The sequence below is a fragment of the Vogesella sp. XCS3 genome (genome assembly GCF_020616155.1).
Taxonomy (GTDB): domain Bacteria; phylum Pseudomonadota; class Gammaproteobacteria; order Burkholderiales; family Chromobacteriaceae; genus Vogesella.
This window is the reverse complement of sequence record NZ_CP085530.1, coordinates 1242736-1257014: the sequence shown is the minus strand read 5'-3', so window position 1 is coordinate 1257014 and position 14279 is coordinate 1242736. Positions and strand designations below refer to the sequence as shown.

The 14279-nt window shown below is 56.6% G+C and carries 13 protein-coding genes; 7 read left to right on the top strand and 6 right to left on the bottom strand.

The annotated features are described in order from the left end of the window. Positions 1 to 185: 185 nt before the first annotated feature. The 3 genes from acs to LCH97_RS05895 all read right to left on the bottom strand — a co-directional run bounded on the left by acs (position 186) and on the right by LCH97_RS05895 (position 4212). The gene (gene acs / locus LCH97_RS05905) at positions 186 to 2153 is read right to left on the bottom strand and encodes an acetate--CoA ligase (protein WP_227304028.1); all 1968 of its coding nucleotides are present in this window, start codon (positions 2151 to 2153) and stop codon (positions 186 to 188) included. Positions 2154 to 2221: 68 nt separating this feature from the next. Next, positions 2222 to 3895 (bottom strand): cation acetate symporter, encoded by a 1674-nt coding sequence (locus LCH97_RS05900; protein ID WP_370630726.1) that lies wholly within the window; start codon positions 3893 to 3895, stop codon positions 2222 to 2224. A gap of 8 nt (positions 3896 to 3903) precedes the next feature. Continuing rightward, on the bottom strand, positions 3904 to 4212 hold the full coding sequence (locus LCH97_RS05895; RefSeq protein ID WP_147695722.1) for a DUF485 domain-containing protein: 309 nt from the start codon (positions 4210 to 4212) through the stop codon (positions 3904 to 3906). A gap of 326 nt (positions 4213 to 4538) precedes the next feature. Between LCH97_RS05895 and LCH97_RS05890 the strand changes: the two genes are divergently transcribed. Next, the gene (locus LCH97_RS05890) at positions 4539 to 5420 is read left to right on the top strand and encodes a LysR family transcriptional regulator (RefSeq protein WP_227304025.1); all 882 of its coding nucleotides are present in this window, start codon (positions 4539 to 4541) and stop codon (positions 5418 to 5420) included. 28 nt (positions 5421 to 5448) lie between these two features. Continuing rightward, positions 5449 to 5895, top strand: coding sequence for a hypothetical protein (locus LCH97_RS05885; RefSeq protein ID WP_017509319.1), 447 nt, complete (start codon positions 5449 to 5451; stop codon positions 5893 to 5895). A 97-nt stretch (positions 5896 to 5992) separates the two neighbouring features. Here the strand turns inward: LCH97_RS05885 and LCH97_RS05880 are convergent, their stop codons facing one another. Then, positions 5993 to 6805, bottom strand: a complete 813-nt coding sequence (locus LCH97_RS05880) for a DMT family transporter (RefSeq protein ID WP_227304024.1) — start codon at positions 6803 to 6805, stop codon at positions 5993 to 5995. Between the two features lie 141 nt (positions 6806 to 6946). Between LCH97_RS05880 and LCH97_RS05875 the strand changes: the two genes are divergently transcribed. The 3 genes from LCH97_RS05875 to LCH97_RS05865 all read left to right on the top strand — a co-directional run bounded on the left by LCH97_RS05875 (position 6947) and on the right by LCH97_RS05865 (position 10166). After that, positions 6947 to 7933 carry a folate-binding protein YgfZ gene (locus tag LCH97_RS05875; RefSeq protein ID WP_227304023.1) on the top strand — a complete coding sequence of 329 codons (987 nt, stop codon included), beginning with the start codon at positions 6947 to 6949 and terminating at the stop codon, positions 7931 to 7933. Between the two features lie 97 nt (positions 7934 to 8030). Next, positions 8031 to 8363, top strand: coding sequence for an H-NS family nucleoid-associated regulatory protein (locus LCH97_RS05870; protein ID WP_017509322.1), 333 nt, complete (start codon positions 8031 to 8033; stop codon positions 8361 to 8363). Positions 8364 to 8630: 267 nt separating this feature from the next. Then, a complete protein-coding gene (locus tag LCH97_RS05865; RefSeq protein ID WP_227304022.1) occupies positions 8631 to 10166 on the top strand; it encodes a hypothetical protein in 1536 nt (511 codons plus the stop codon). 54 nt (positions 10167 to 10220) lie between these two features. On the opposite strand, the gene LCH97_RS05860 is transcribed toward LCH97_RS05865, so the two are convergent. Continuing rightward, on the bottom strand, positions 10221 to 11348 hold the full coding sequence (locus LCH97_RS05860; RefSeq protein WP_227304021.1) for a M14-type cytosolic carboxypeptidase: 1128 nt from the start codon (positions 11346 to 11348) through the stop codon (positions 10221 to 10223). 129 nt (positions 11349 to 11477) lie between these two features. After that, the gene (locus tag LCH97_RS05855; RefSeq protein WP_017509325.1) at positions 11478 to 12035 is read right to left on the bottom strand and encodes a phasin family protein; all 558 of its coding nucleotides are present in this window, start codon (positions 12033 to 12035) and stop codon (positions 11478 to 11480) included. A 217-nt stretch (positions 12036 to 12252) separates the two neighbouring features. Here LCH97_RS05855 and phaR point away from each other — a divergent pair, with 217 nt between their 5' ends. Next, positions 12253 to 12825, top strand: a complete 573-nt coding sequence (gene phaR / locus LCH97_RS05850) for a polyhydroxyalkanoate synthesis repressor PhaR (protein WP_147684224.1) — start codon at positions 12253 to 12255, stop codon at positions 12823 to 12825. Between the two features lie 100 nt (positions 12826 to 12925). Continuing rightward, positions 12926 to 14245 carry a 30S ribosomal protein S12 methylthiotransferase RimO gene (gene rimO / locus LCH97_RS05845; protein WP_227304020.1) on the top strand — a complete coding sequence of 440 codons (1320 nt, stop codon included), beginning with the start codon at positions 12926 to 12928 and terminating at the stop codon, positions 14243 to 14245. The last annotated feature ends 34 nt before the right edge of the window (positions 14246 to 14279 follow it).

The following is a 14279-nucleotide window of genomic DNA, read 5'->3' as shown; positions in this document are numbered from 1 at the left end:
TGCAGGGTTGGCCGCAGCGGGTCAGTCATGCCGGGCAGGCTGGCCTGCAGGCGTAAAAATGCCGCGCGGTGATTGCAGCACTCGCGCGGCCAAGGAGGGTAAAACAGTACATCTACAGGGAACCTGAAACCGGGTGGCTACCCGGTGCAGCCTGCGCCGCAGCGCAGGCCGTTTACGGCTGCAGATCAGGTAGCCGCTTCTTGCAGCTGGGCCAGGATCTGCGGGTTTTCAAGGGTGGAGGTGTCCTGGCTGATTTCCTCGCCTTTGGCAATGGAACGCAGCAGGCGGCGCATGATCTTGCCGGAGCGCGTCTTGGGCAGGTTCTCGCCAAAGCGGATGTCGTCCGGCTGGGCGATCTTGCCAATCTCGTGCGCTACCCAGCTCTTCAGCTCGGCAGCCACTTTTTTGGCTTCTTCGCCTTGCGGGCGTGCACCCTTCAGCACCACAAAGGCCACCACGGCTTCACCTTTGATGTCGTGCGGTTTGCCCACTACGGCAGCTTCGGCTACCAGTGGGTTGGCTACCAGTGCCGATTCGATTTCCATGGTGCCCAGACGGTGGCCGGATACGTTCAGCACATCGTCGATACGGCCCATGATCCAGAAGTAGCCGTTTTCGTCGCGGTTGGCCGAATCGCCCGCCAGGTAGTACTGGCCGTTGAATTCGTCCGGGAAGTAGGTTTTCTTGAAGCGGTCCGGGTCGTTCCAGATGGTGCGTACCAGCGACGGGAACGGTTTCTTGATCACCAGGAAACCACCACGGCCCGGCTCGACCTGGGCGCCGGATTCGTCGACGATGTCGGCGATGATGCCTGGCAGCGGCAGGGTGCAAGAGCCCGGCTTGGTCGGTACTGCGCCCGGCAGCGGGGCGATCATGGCGGAGCCGGTTTCGGTTTGCCACCAGGTGTCTACGATAGGGCAGCGGCCGCCGCCAACGACTTCGTAGTACCACATCCACGCTTCAGGGTTGATCGGCTCGCCTACGGTGCCCAGGATGCGCAGGCTGGACAGGTCGAACTGTTTTGGCAGGTCGGCACCCAGCTTGATCAGCGAGCGGATAGCGGTAGGCGCGGTGTAGAAAATGGAAACCTTGTGTTTCTCGATCATGCTCCAGAAGCGGCTGGCATCCGGGTAGGTCGGTACGCCTTCAAACACTACCTGGGTAGCGCCATTGGCCAAGGGGCCGTAGCAGATGTAGGAGTGGCCAGTGATCCAGCCCACGTCGGCGGTGCACCAGTACACGTCGTTCGGCTTGTAGTCGAAAGCCCACCGGAAGCTGTTCAGTGCGCCCAGCAGGTAGCCGGCGCTACTGTGCTGGATGCCTTTGGGCTTACCGGTAGAGCCGGAGGTGTACAGAATGAACAGCGGGTCTTCGGCGTTCATCCATTCCGGTTCGCAGTATTCGGCCTGGCCTTCGATCAGCTTGTGCCACCATACGTCGCGGCCTTCTGCCCAGTTGGCGCCGCCGTTGGTGCGCTGGTAAACCACCACGGTGCTGATGGATTCGCAGCCTTCCATGGCCAGGGCTTCGTCTACGGTGGCTTTCAGGGGAACAGTTTTGCCGCCGCGCAGGCCTTCGTTGGCGGTGATCACGGCTTTGGCGCCAGCATCCTGGATGCGGTCGCGCACGGCGCCGGCGGAGAAACCGCCAAACACCACAGAGTGGATGGCGCCGATACGGGCGCAGGCCTGCATGGCCACGATGGCTTCGATCACCATCGGCATGTAAATCACGACGCGGTCGCCTTTGCCGATACCCTGGCTCTTCAGGCCGTTGGCAAACTGGCACACGCGGCGGTGCAATTCGGAGTAGGTGACGCGGGTAACTTCACCGTCGTCAGCTTCAAAAATCAGCGCAATCTTGTTGGCGTTAACCGCCAGGTGACGGTCCAGGCAGTTGTAGGAAACGTTCAGCACGCCATCGTCAAACCATTTGAAGAACGGCGCATTGCTGTCATCCAGCACGCGGGAAAACGGTTTTTTCCAGGTAATCAGTTCGCGGGCCAGGTCACCCCAGAAGGACAGATAGTGATCGTCAGCTTGTTCGCACAGGGCGTTGTAGGCATCCATCCCCGAGACAGCGGCCTTGCGGCGGAAGTCTTCGCTGGGTGGGAAGCTGCGGGTTTCCTTCAGGATCGATTCGAGGGTAGACATAGTGGCTCCTTAATTATCTCTTTGGTTGGCCGCACCGCGAACGGTGCGGCCTTTGCTACGGGTAAGGCTTAGTGTTTCGAGGCGCCCGATGCACCGATACCGGTCATGGAGCGGACAAACTGTGCGTCAAACTTGGCTTTTTCTTCTTCAGCCGACTTGGAGGTATCCAGTACGGAGAACAACCAGGTAAAGAAGAAGGCCAGGGTCATGGAGAACAGGGCAGGGTTTTTGTACGGGAACGGTGCCGAACCTTTGGCGTGGCCCATTACGTCTACCCATACTGCTGGCCCCAGGATAATCATGACTACGGCCGACACCAGACCGATGGCACCGCCGATAACGGCACCGCGGGTGGTCAGGCCTTTCCAGAACATGGACAGGAACAGTACCGGGAAGTTGGCCGATGCTGCGATCGAGAAGGCCAGACCCACCATGAAGGCGATGTTCTGTTTCTCGAACACCAGACCCAGCACGATGGCGATCACGCCCAGTGCCAGTGTGGTGATCTTGGATACGCGCATTTCGTCAGCTTCGTTGGCTTTACCCTTCTTGATAACGGAAGCGTACAGGTCGTGCGATACGGCCGATGCGCCAGACAGGGTCAGGCCGGCTACCACCGCCAGGATGGTGGCAAATGCCACAGCGGAGATGAAGCCGTAGAACAGGTCACCACCCACAGCGTGCGACAGGTGAATCGCCGCCATGTTGTTGCCACCCATCAGCTGGGTCAGTGGCTTGCCGTCTTTCACGATGGTTTCCATGAAAGCCGGCTGGTTCAGTACCAATACGATGGCACCGAAACCGATGATGAAGGTCAGGATGTAGAAGTAGCCGATAAAGCCGGTAGCGTAGAACACCGATTTGCGGGCTTCTTTGGCGTTGCTTACGGTAAAGAAGCGCATCAGGATGTGTGGCAGACCAGCGGTACCAAACATCAGGGCCAGACCAAGCGAGATGGAATCGATCGGGTCTGCCTTGCCTGGGGACATGATGGCCAGGCCTTTGGCGTGGACTTCAGTGGCTTTCTGGAACAGGGTTTCCGGGCTGAAGCCGACGGAAGCCATGACCATGAAGGCCATGAAGGTAGCGCCAGACAGCAGGATGCAGGCCTTGATGATTTGTACCCAGGTGGTGGCGAGCATGCCGCCGAACATCACGTACATTACCATCAGTACACCTACCAGGATCACAGCTGTGCTGTAGCTCAGGCCAAACAGCAGCTGGATCAGCTTACCCGCACCAACCATTTGCGCGATCAGGTACAGCGCTACCACTACCAAGGTGCCGGTGGCGGCAAAAGTGCGTACCGGTGTCTGTTGCAGGCGGTAAGAAGCGACGTCGGCAAACGTGAATTTACCCAGGTTGCGCAGGCGTTCTGCTACCAGGAACAGAATGATAGGCCAGCCTACCAGGAAGCCCATGGAGTAGATCAGGCCGTCGTAGCCCTTTTCGAACACCATGGCGGAAATGCCGAGGAAGGACGCGGCGGACATATAGTCACCCGCAATAGCCAGGCCGTTCTGGAAGCCGGTAATGCCACCGCCGCCGGTGTAGAAGTCGGAGGCGGACTGGGTGCGGCGTGCTGCCCAGTAGGTGATGTAGAGTGTCCCGGAAACAAACAGCAGGAACATGATGATGGCCGTCCAGTTGGTGGCCTGTTTCTGCACGTCACCGTCGATCGCGCCTGCTGCCATGGCAACTGCCGGCAGCAAGCTCAGCGAGGCAAGTGCGGTGGATTTCATCCAGCTTTTCATTGTTTCGCCTCCTCGACAATCTGCTGATTGAGCTGATCAAACTCGGTGTTGGCTTTGCGAACATAGATGCCGGTCAATACAAACGCCGACACAATGATGAAAATACCCACCGGAATGCCAACTGTGGTGACGCCGCCAGACAGCGATGCGCCCAATGTGGCCGGCGAGAAGGCAAGTACCAGGATGAAGCCGTAGTAGATTGCCAGCATGACGATGCTGAGTAGCCATCCGAGGCTGGATCTCTTTTGGACCAGTTCTGCGAACTTCGGATTGGCTTGCACCCGTTTCAGGATGTCCTCGTTCATTGTTTCCTCCTTTGTTTGTCGCGAACTGCGGAAAAACAGTAATCGCTAAGGGGAAATTACGACTTTGGTGCAGGCGGCTGCTAATCGTTTTTTCTGATGTGGCAAATAAAGTTTGGCGTGTGCAATGGAAAAACATCATTATTAACAGGTGTTTGCAATCGAGCATTTGCTTTATTGATGCATGACATAAGCGATTTCTATGCATCTTTTTGAGACACAGCCCTTGTGGCGTAGCAGGGGCTTGTAGAGAATGATGGGCAGCTTATCGAAACGGGCTGAACCCGTGTGCGCGTGGCGCGCAACCTAATATAGAGGGCAGTACAGGGATGGAAATCTATCAGCTGAGGACCTTTGTGACGGTGGCGCAGCAAGGCCACCTGACACAGGCTGCTGAAGTCTTGCATTTGTCCCAGCCGGCGGTGACGGCGCAGATCAAGGCAATTGAAGAAGAAGTGGGTATGCCCCTGTTCGAGCGTACAGCCGGTGGGGTAGTGCTGACCCTGGCAGGGCAAGAGTTGTTACCACAAGCTCAGGATATTCTGGCGGCTGCGCGTCAGTTGTTGAATCATGCCCGGGGGCTGAAAGGCCAGCTTAGCGGCAAAGCACAGCTGGGTATTACCTTGACCCCGGATATCTTGCGTGTGGGGGAACTGGTGGTACGAATTGCCGAGCGCTATCCCTTACTGGAGGTGTGTTTGCATCAGGGCGTGACGGGCGACGTGCTCAATGCCGTGCGCAAAAAAGAGCTGGATGGCGGCTTTTATCTGGGCAAAAACCCCTATGCCAACGTACACACCGTATTGCTTGACCATCTGCCATTACGTATTGTCGCGCCGCCGGGCTGGCTGGCGCGTATCAATGCGGCCAACCCCAAAGAGCTTGGCCGTTTGCCCTGGGTGGGCATTTCCCAGTTTTCCAGCTTGTCCAAGATTGTCAGCGAGTTGTGGCGCGAGCTGAATATTTCTCCGAAGAAAGTGTCAGAGTGCGATAACCTCTTCACCGCGATAGAGTTGGTGAAGGCTGGTGTAGGCCTGTCGCTGATTCGCGAGCAGGACGCCTTGCAGGCTGAGGCTCGCGGCCAGCTTGAGGTCGTGCCGGATATCGTCAAGAGTGCCGAGTTGCAATTTGTGTTTTCGGCAGACAAGGCTGCTGATCCGGTACTGTCTGTACTGGTAGCCGAATTGTCGGCCGTGTGGCAGTTGGCTTGAGTAGGGTAACCCTCGGGTAGGAGTCGGTATGGTCAAGGTATTCGAGCAGTATCTGGATGTATGCCAGCGTGCGCAGCAGCGCTGGATGGCCGCTCAGGCAGACTATCTGCGTCATTTCTACCCGCGCGCACTGGACGATGTGCCGTTCAACCACCAGCAGATCAACCAACGGCTGGAAGATACCTTGCAGTCGGGTGCCGCCATGATGCAGGTGTCGGCAGACATCAACCACGAGTTGCTGGTATTGGGCGAGCGTTGGGTGGGTTCGCAGCAGAAGCAATGGCTGCAGTACCTGGACAAGACGCCGCGTGCACTGGCGCCGTGCTTCATGCCTCTGGATGCCGGCTTGTCCGGCTGTATGATTGCGAGCCGTGCCTCGCGCCAGATACACCATTTTGCCTCTACCCAGCTCAGCACTGCTCCGCTCAATGCAGTACGCGGTGCGCAGCGCGTTTACCGGCGCAGTATGAAATAACCCTGCACTTTGCTGGTGTTTCTGTTGTACAAGCCCCGTTAGAATACCTGACACTCAGCTTGCGCTTTGTCATTGGCCGCGAGCTGGGTGTTCCTTCTTATGCTTCTGTTTTTCGCCCTGCCACACTCCCCATGATGGCGCCGCCCAGAATCAGCGCGGCGGCTATCCAGCTGGTGCGGTTCATGGTGCCCAAGCCGCTGGCCGCCAGTGTCATGGTGGAAAGGAGCGGAGTAAGGTAAGACAAGGCGCCAATCTGGCGTGGGTCGGCCGACTTCATGGCGATATTCCAGAAAAAGAACGATAGCCCCAACGGCCCTATGCCCATGGCCAGCAGCGCCAGCCATTCTTGCTTGTCTGGCAGGATGGCCGGCTCAAAAGCCAGGTGACACAGGCCGGCCAGCAAGGCCGATGCCAGGCAAAAGCCGCCTACCGCCGCATTGGGGAAGGCAGGTAGCCTGCGGGTCTGCAAGCTATAGCACGCCCAGGTAAAAGCCGCTGCCAGGGCAAAAATAAATCCTACCGGCAACACTGACGGTAGCTGCAACTGCCCCTTGGTCACAATAAGTGCTGCGCCGCTGAAACCGCATAGCGAAGCCACAATATGCGGCCAACGTAGCGTGCCCAGCTTGAAAACGGGGCTGAGTAGCACAATTAGTAGTGGCCACAAGTAATTCAGCAGATTGGCCTCTAGCGCTGGCGCGGTGCGAAATGCAGTAAAAAGCAGGCAGTGATAGCCGAATATGCCGGCTACGCCAGTAATGAAGGTTTTTGCCGGAACGCGCCAGTGTGCAATTTGGCGGATGCTCAAGAGCGAGCCAATAGCCAGCGCGATAGCGGTTACCAGAAAAGGGGGTAATCGTTGGGTAAAGGTGCCCAAGCTCGCCAGCGACGACCACAATAGAATAGCCATCAGGGCATATACGAGCGGGTGTGTCGCGGATGTGTGTGTGTTCGGCATGGTTTTGTGATGGTTTTTTATTTGTTTCGGGCGACAGGGTTCAGGCATTCTGAATGCTGTGCCTGCTTAGATCAATATTTATTGAGGTGTGCGATGCAGCAGCTAATAGAACAATGGCTAGTAGAAAATCAGGGTGAAATCATCGAGGGTGATGAGCTGAGATTGCCGGCTTATGCACAGCAGTTGGCCGCAGTGGAGGCCGGGCAGGCTTATTCTTTGCTGAGCAAGTACGCCTTACTGCATATCCATGGTGACGACGCGACTACATTTTTGCAGGGGCAGTTTTCTTGTGATGTGGCGGCGATTGCGGCGGGCGGAGTGACATTGGGCAGCTATTCCAATGCGAAGGGTCGCATGCAGGCCACCTTTATTCTGGCCGGTGTGGATGGGCAGTATTATCTGCTGCTGCGCAAGGATATTGCCGAGGGTTTCCGCCGTCGCTTGAGTATGTTTGTTTTGCGCGCCAAGGTGAAAATTGACGCAGTGACAGAGCAGTATGCGCTGTGGCTGCAGCAAGATGCCCAGGCTGCACAGCCTGCCTTGATCGATGTGAGTGAACATGGCCTGCAGTTGTCGATAGGTCATGGCCTGATGTTGCGCCTGGTAAGTCAGCCTCAGGCCATGCTCTGGCAGCAGGGGCTGCAGGCGGTAGGGAGCATGGCGACTGATTATCTGTTTATTCGTGCCGGTCTGGGGTGGGTTTCGCAGGCTACGTTTGAAGAATTCGTGCCGCAAATGCTCAATTTGGAATTGCTGGGCGGTATCAGCTTCAAGAAGGGTTGCTATCCTGGGCAGGAAATCGTGGCCCGCACGCAATATCTGGGCAAAGTGAAACGCCGTTTGTACCGTGCTAATGTGCGTGGTGCCAGCGTAAAAGAAGGCGCGCCGATTATTACTGCGGCTACTGGCGATCAGGTTATTGGCCGGGTAGTGTTGGCGGCAGAAATGGCGGATGGCAGTGTAGCGTGTCTGCTGGTGCTGCAGCACACTGCCTGGGAAGGGCAGCCGGTGTTGCAGGATAATCCCGATGCTGTAATTGAAAAACAGCCTTTGCCATATAATCTGCCGGATGCCGATTGATTGTAATGGCTTGTTTGTGCAATATAAGCTTGACTAAAGTTACCTGGGTGACTAACTTAGTTAAAGTTTAATATTGTTCGTTCAAGGGGAGTTGTAAATGGAACTGTCTACTGTTGATTTTGCAGAACTGCTGCAACTGCGTGCTGATGTTGATGCTGAAATTCGTCGTCGCGAAAGCGAAGAAAAAGCCAAGGCTGCCAAGCAGGTATTGGAGCTGATCCGCACCCACGGCCTGGATATCGAAGATATCGCCAGTAAATCCGCCAAGCTCGGTTCTGCTCCGGCTGCTGGTACCCGTAAACCGGTAGAAGCCAAGTACCGTCACCCGGACGATGCCAGCCTGTCGTGGACCGGCCGTGGTCGCAAGCCGTTGTGGGTTGTGGCATGGCTCGACGCTGGCCATGCACTGGAAGCGCTGCAAATCAAATAAGGCTTGTTGTATTGCCAGACAAACGCCATGCAGATGCATGGCGTTTTGTTTTTTGTGACGGAATCATCGCGTATACTCAGCATATTGAATTCTGTGCAGCCGATATAGACGCTGGTGCGCAAACCTATGGTCAAGCTTGATTTTTTCTCTTTTGGCAGCAAAAAAAATTCGCATCCGCTTGACTCCGTCAAGCTGATTGGCGAGTGGTATGCGCCGCTTGCGCGTGAAACCGGGCCGGTAGCGCATGCGAAGGTGAGTGAGCTGCTAATGCAGTTTAACGCCCAAAGCGAAAACTATAGCCCCGAGGCGCTTGAGGCTGTACTCGAGCTGGACAGGCTGATTTCAGTGCATCATCAGCAGCTGTGCGAGCAGTATTTGCTGAATACCCGTATGCCCAAGGCGCTGGAGGCACAGCTGCGTGCGCAGATACTGGGTTACGGCCGGCAGATACTGGCGGCTTACCAGCGTTTCATGGGTTTCGATCCGGATGACAGTGCAGCGGCATCAATACGCATCCTGTTGCCGGTAGTCATTGCACGCATGATGCATTACCTCACCGAGTTTGCGCTCTGGCAATACTATCGGCACTTCCTGCCAGACGAGATGTTCTGGCGTAACGTCAACCAGCTATTTGCCTATGCCGAGCAGCATCATATTGATGCGGTGCCGGTACAGCTGTTTGGCGAGGGGGAGGTCACTACCATTCATGACCTGTATCTGTCGCTGATGATGGTGTCTACGCTGACCAGCGGGAATCTGACTACTCGGCAAATCCGCTTTGCCTACCAGTTATCTTTGCTTACCTCCAATACCATGGCCTTGGGGCAGGACTATCAGGGCGATGCCAGCTTCATGATTAACCTCTCGGTAGGTCTGCCGCCTGGTCGTGTTCGTGATGCCATGCCCAAGGGCAATATCCGTGTCTGGAGTACGGCAGAACTGGTCGATCAGCTGACAAACTGGGTATCGGTTTTCGAGTCCGGTGCGGTGCCTTCCGAGCTGAAAGCCATCATGACAGCCGGGGTGGATGCGGGCTTGTTGCGCTATCTATGCCGAGAATGGTCGGTTAGGCCCTATCTGTATGAGCGTGCGCAGCGTGTTCGGGTTGATAGCCAGCAGATCGAGGTGGCGCAGCGTTTTGCACAGCTGCACAAGCTGGTGCGCGAGCAGGAAGAAAAGGCTCGTGAAGATACGCGCCGTGCCGGTGGCAATGACGATAATTTCGATACCGCTGACGAAGTACGTATCTACGGGTTTGTGACCAGCCGTCGGCGCGAGCGGCAAGTCTTGCCGCTGCAGCAGCAACAGGCGGAGCAGTTTCCGTTTTGGGATGTGGATAATCGCAGTGAGACGGGGCTGGGCTTGAGTTTGCCAGCCCTTGGTAATGAATGGGTAGCGCTGGGTACTTTGCTGGGTTTTCGCCAGCGTGGTGATAATGACTGGTCGCTCGGGGTGGTAAGACGCTTGCAGCGCCCTGGTCAGGACAAGCTTTACCTGGGTGTGCACATTCTCACTAATCGTCCTGTTGCAGCGGCACTGCGCCACGAAGAAGGCCGCTCGGTAGACCCGGCAACGCCTAGTGATATGGTGTGGAATCAGGGCGAGATAGCCTTGTTTGTGCCGCTGTTGCGCGAGGGCAAGAAGCTTAATACGGTGCTGATTTCGATTGGCACCTATGCCATGGGCAAGCAGTACCAGATGGTGGCGCGCGGCAAAGTATTCCTGATCAGCCTAGGGCGGGTGGTCGAGAAGGGCACTGACTGGTGCCAGGCAGAAATTGAGCTGATCAAAACTTTATCGTAGTAACTCGGGTACAAAAAAAGCCGCATTATGCGGCTTTTTTCATGGCAGTTATGTTTAGCGTATGGTTTTGAGTACGCCATAAATCGCACTGAGCGTTGCCTCGCCCAAGCGCAAGCTGCGCTGGCCGTTCCAGCCGGTATCGTCGTCCGGCAGGTTGTCGTTGTCCTTGAACGGCATTTCCAGTGTGTAAGCCAGGCACTGGAACTGGTTGCCCACCCAAGCCGTGGCCATGGACAGGTTGGCCGCGCCCGGTTCGTCGCGCGCATAGCCGTGCTCGTCCTGAAAGTCTGGCGAAGCTACTTTCAGTTGCTGTTTGAAGTTTTCCTCCAGCTCGGCAATGCGTGGGCTGTAGCTGGGCACGCCTTCGGTGCCAGCCACGAAGACATAAGGAATGGCTTCGTCGCCATGGATGTCCAGGTAGAGGTCTACACCGGTTTCCAGCATCTTGTTGCGTACATGGTAAACCTCGGGGCTGGTCTCCGGGCTAGGGTTCAGCCACTCGCGGTTCAGGTTGGCACCTGCAGCATTGGTGCGCAGGTTACCCAGTACCGAGCCATCCGGATTCATATTGGGCACCACGTAGAAGGTGGCGCGGTCCAGCAGGGCGCGTGAGGTGGGATCTTGCGAATCCAGCAGGCGGGTCAGGAAACCTTCCACAAACCATTCGGCCATGGTTTCGCCCGGGTGCTGGCGGGCGGTAACCCAGATTTTCAGGTCAGACTCGACCTCGTGGCCGATCGTCAGCAGGTTGATGTCACGCTGCTGTACGGTTGAGCCCAGGTCGCTGACCTGGCATAGGCCAGAACTTTGCGCCATGCCGATCAGGTTCAGGTGCTGTTCGTGGGAGTAGGGCTCGAAATATGCGTAGTAGATGCTGCCTGCCAGTGGTGCGTGCTCGATCACCAGCTCATTGCCATCCAGATAGGTAGGTACGCGGAACCAGTTGACACGATCGTAAGAGGCGACGGCCTGATAGCCTTCCCAGCCTTTGGGGTAGGCGGTGTTCTGGATATCCAGAAAGCGGATGCGGCAGGTTTCGTATGCCGCGCCTTGCAGCCGGAAGTAAAACCATTGCGCAAAGTCCGAGGCATTGTCTTTACGGATGCGCAATTGAATGTCTTCAAATCCGTTGATGGCTACTACTTCGATGCTGCCTGCGTCGAAATTGCTACTGATTTTCATGCTGCAATGCTTCCAGTCGTTGGCTTGATGCTGCGCATTGTAACCCTTACGCGGGCAAGCTACTACGTGTGCGCTGCAAAGAAAAATCCCCGCCATCGGGCGGGGATTCTATAGGGTGTCTACCTGCGATCAGGCAGCAGGGCCAGTGCGTTTGGCCGCGGCTTTTACGGCATCGGCGGTGGCGCTGGTGGCAGCTTTTACGCTGCTGTCGGCAAATTCGGCTACTTGCTGGCCGGCTTTGCTCAGGGTGCTGAAGGCAGCAGCGCTGGCGGCCAGGCCGGATTTCAGTGCATTGACGGCTGCTTCGGAACCGGCCGGTGCATTTTTGGTCAGTGCTTCAACGTTGCCGATCAGGGTTTTGTTCAGGTCGGCGATGTTGCTTTCTGCTACTTTGCTCAGCTCGGTCTGGGTTTGCGACACGATGTCGTAAACGTTGCGGCTGTTGGCTACCGCTTGTTCCAGGTTTTGTGCGGCCAGCTTGTTTACGCGGGACAGGGCTTCTTGCGGGTCTTTCACGCTGCCCAGCTCGCGAGCCAGCTTCACGTTTTCTTCCAGAGTCTGTTTGGACAGCTCCAGGCTCAGTTTGGCAAAGCGCTCGGCGCTATCCAGTGTGATTTGTGCAACGCGGAAAGCGGCTTCGAAGCCATTTGCGGACAGTTTGGCGAATTGTTCGTTAGAAGTAGTCATACTGGGATCCTCGTAACACAATAGATGTTGATTGCATGGTTTGGCACAGCAATATTCTGTGGTCGCACCGTCTTGAAGCGGTGTTTTTGTGCGATGCACAATGATGATCGAATGTTAGCGTGGCTGCGGCTGGCTGACTAGGAGTTTTGCTCTAGGCTGTTGCATTTATGGTAATGTGGCGGCACACAACAAAACAGATAAGCTGGGAGAGTGTTTCATGAGCGTAGAAAAACGGGTGATCAAGAAGTACCCGAACCGTCGTCTGTACGATACTGCAACCAGTTCCTACATCACGCTGGGCGATGTAAAGCAGCTGGTGCTGGATAATGTGGACATTCAGGTTGTCGATGCCAAAACCCACGATGACATTACCCGTGGCGTACTGCTGCAGATCATTCTGGAAGAGGAGAGCGGTGGCTCGCCGATGTTCAGCTACGAAGTGCTGACACAGTTCATCCGCTTCTATGGCCAGGCCATGCAAGGCATGATGGGCCCCTTTCTGGAAAAAAACCTGCAGGTTTTTGTGCAGCTGCAACAAAAAATGCAAGAGCAAACCAAGGCCATGTACGGGGATAACCCGCTGCTGGGCGCCAAGCTGTGGGGCGATTTCCTGAATTTCCAGGGCCCTGCCATGCAGAACATGATGTCCAGCTACCTGGACCAGAGCACCAATATGTTCCTGGACATGCAAAACCGCATGCAGGAGCAAGCGCGTACCATGTTTACCGGCTTTGGCTTCCCCGCCTACCCGCCAGCGCGCGAAGACGGCAAGGATGAGCCGGGCAAGTAGTTTTATTGCGCAGAATTTTTTATAATCCACCCCATCTAGCCGGGCGCTCACTGCAGCGCCCGGCTTTCTGTCTTTATTGATCTACAGGGTTGACGTTTACATGTCGCACATTGCTCCAAAAGTAGGCTTCGTGAGTCTTGGCTGTCCAAAAGCCGCTTCCGATTCCGAGCAGATCCTGACGCGCCTGCGCGCCGAGGGTTATGAAATTTCCGGTACGTACAATGGTGCTGACCTGGTGGTCGTCAATACCTGTGGTTTTATTGATGCAGCGGTGCAAGAGTCGCTGGATGCCATCGGTGAGGCGCTCAACGAAAACGGCAAGGTGATCGTGACCGGCTGTCTGGGTGCCAAGGGCGACGTGGTGAAAGAAGCGCATCCGTCGGTGCTGGCCATTACCGGCCCGCACGCCACCGACGAGGTGATGACCCACGTACACACCCACCTGCCCAAGCCGCACGACCCGTTTGTGGACCTGGTGCCGGATATCGGCGTGCGCCTCACGCCCAAGCACTACGCCTACGTGAAGATTTCCGAAGGCTGTAACCACCGCTGCACTTTCTGCATCATCCCGTCCATGCGCGGCGACCTGGATAGCCGAGCCATCGACAGTGTGTTGTCCGAAGCGGCCAACCTGGCCAAGGCCGGCGTGAAAGAGCTGCTGATCATCTCGCAAGACACGTCTGCCTACGGTGTGGACCAGAAGTACAAGCTGGGCTTCTACAACGGCCGCCCGATCAAGACCCGCCTGCTGGAGCTGTGCGAGGAGCTGGGCAAGCACGGCATCTGGGTGCGTCTGCATTACGTGTATCCGTACCCGAGCGTGGACGACATCATCCCGCTGATGGCCGAAGGCAAGATCCTGCCGTATCTGGATATCCCGTTCCAGCATGCCAGCCAGAAGATCCTGAAGCTGATGAAGCGCCCGGCCAACAGCGAAAACGTGCTGGGCCGCATCAAGAAGTGGCGCGAAATCTGCCCGGACCTGGTGATCCGCTCCACCTTCATCGTGGGCTTCCCAGGCGAGACCGAAGAAGACTTCGAAGAGCTGCTGGCTTTTATCGAAGAAGCACAGCTGGACCGCGTAGGCTGTTTCACCTATTCGCCGGTAGAGGGCGCTGCGGCCAACGAACTAGCCGATCCGGTGCCGGAAGACGTGAAGGAAGCCCGTAAAGAGCGTTTCATGGCGGTACAGGCAGAAATTTCTGCCGCCCGCCTGGCGGCACGGGTTGGCCGCACGCTGACCGTACTGGTAGACGAGATTGACGAAGAAGGTACGGCTATCTGCCGCAGCTACGCCGACGCGCCGGAAATCGACGGTCTGGTGTTTATCGAGGACGCCGACGATCTGAACGTGGGCGACTTCGTGCAGGTCGAAATCGTGGACGCTAGCGAGCACGACCTCTGGGGCGAGCGCGTGTAAGCGCACTGGCAACCCAGCAAAAACGGCGCCTGGT

Excerpts from the sequence above, each read along its gene's own strand:
- acs (WP_227304028.1), bottom strand. The coding sequence starts at position 2,153 with ATGTCTACCCTCGAATCGATCCTGAAGGAAACCCGCAGCTTCCCACCC.
- LCH97_RS05900 (WP_370630726.1), bottom strand. The coding sequence starts at position 3,895 with ATGAAATCCACCGCACTTGCCTCGCTGAGCTTGCTGCCGGCAGTTGCC.
- LCH97_RS05895 (WP_147695722.1), bottom strand. The coding sequence starts at position 4,212 with ATGAACGAGGACATCCTGAAACGGGTGCAAGCCAATCCGAAGTTCGCA.
- LCH97_RS05890 (WP_227304025.1), top strand. The coding sequence starts at position 4,539 with ATGGAAATCTATCAGCTGAGGACCTTTGTGACGGTGGCGCAGCAAGGC.
- LCH97_RS05885 (WP_017509319.1), top strand. The coding sequence starts at position 5,449 with ATGGTCAAGGTATTCGAGCAGTATCTGGATGTATGCCAGCGTGCGCAG.
- LCH97_RS05880 (WP_227304024.1), bottom strand. The coding sequence starts at position 6,805 with ATGGCTATTCTATTGTGGTCGTCGCTGGCGAGCTTGGGCACCTTTACC.
- LCH97_RS05875 (WP_227304023.1), top strand. The coding sequence starts at position 6,947 with ATGCAGCAGCTAATAGAACAATGGCTAGTAGAAAATCAGGGTGAAATC.
- LCH97_RS05870 (WP_017509322.1), top strand. The coding sequence starts at position 8,031 with ATGGAACTGTCTACTGTTGATTTTGCAGAACTGCTGCAACTGCGTGCT.
- LCH97_RS05865 (WP_227304022.1), top strand. The coding sequence starts at position 8,631 with ATGCAGTTTAACGCCCAAAGCGAAAACTATAGCCCCGAGGCGCTTGAG.
- LCH97_RS05860 (WP_227304021.1), bottom strand. The coding sequence starts at position 11,348 with ATGAAAATCAGTAGCAATTTCGACGCAGGCAGCATCGAAGTAGTAGCC.
- LCH97_RS05855 (WP_017509325.1), bottom strand. The coding sequence starts at position 12,035 with ATGACTACTTCTAACGAACAATTCGCCAAACTGTCCGCAAATGGCTTC.
- phaR (WP_147684224.1), top strand. The coding sequence starts at position 12,253 with ATGAGCGTAGAAAAACGGGTGATCAAGAAGTACCCGAACCGTCGTCTG.
- rimO (WP_227304020.1), top strand. The coding sequence starts at position 12,926 with ATGTCGCACATTGCTCCAAAAGTAGGCTTCGTGAGTCTTGGCTGTCCA.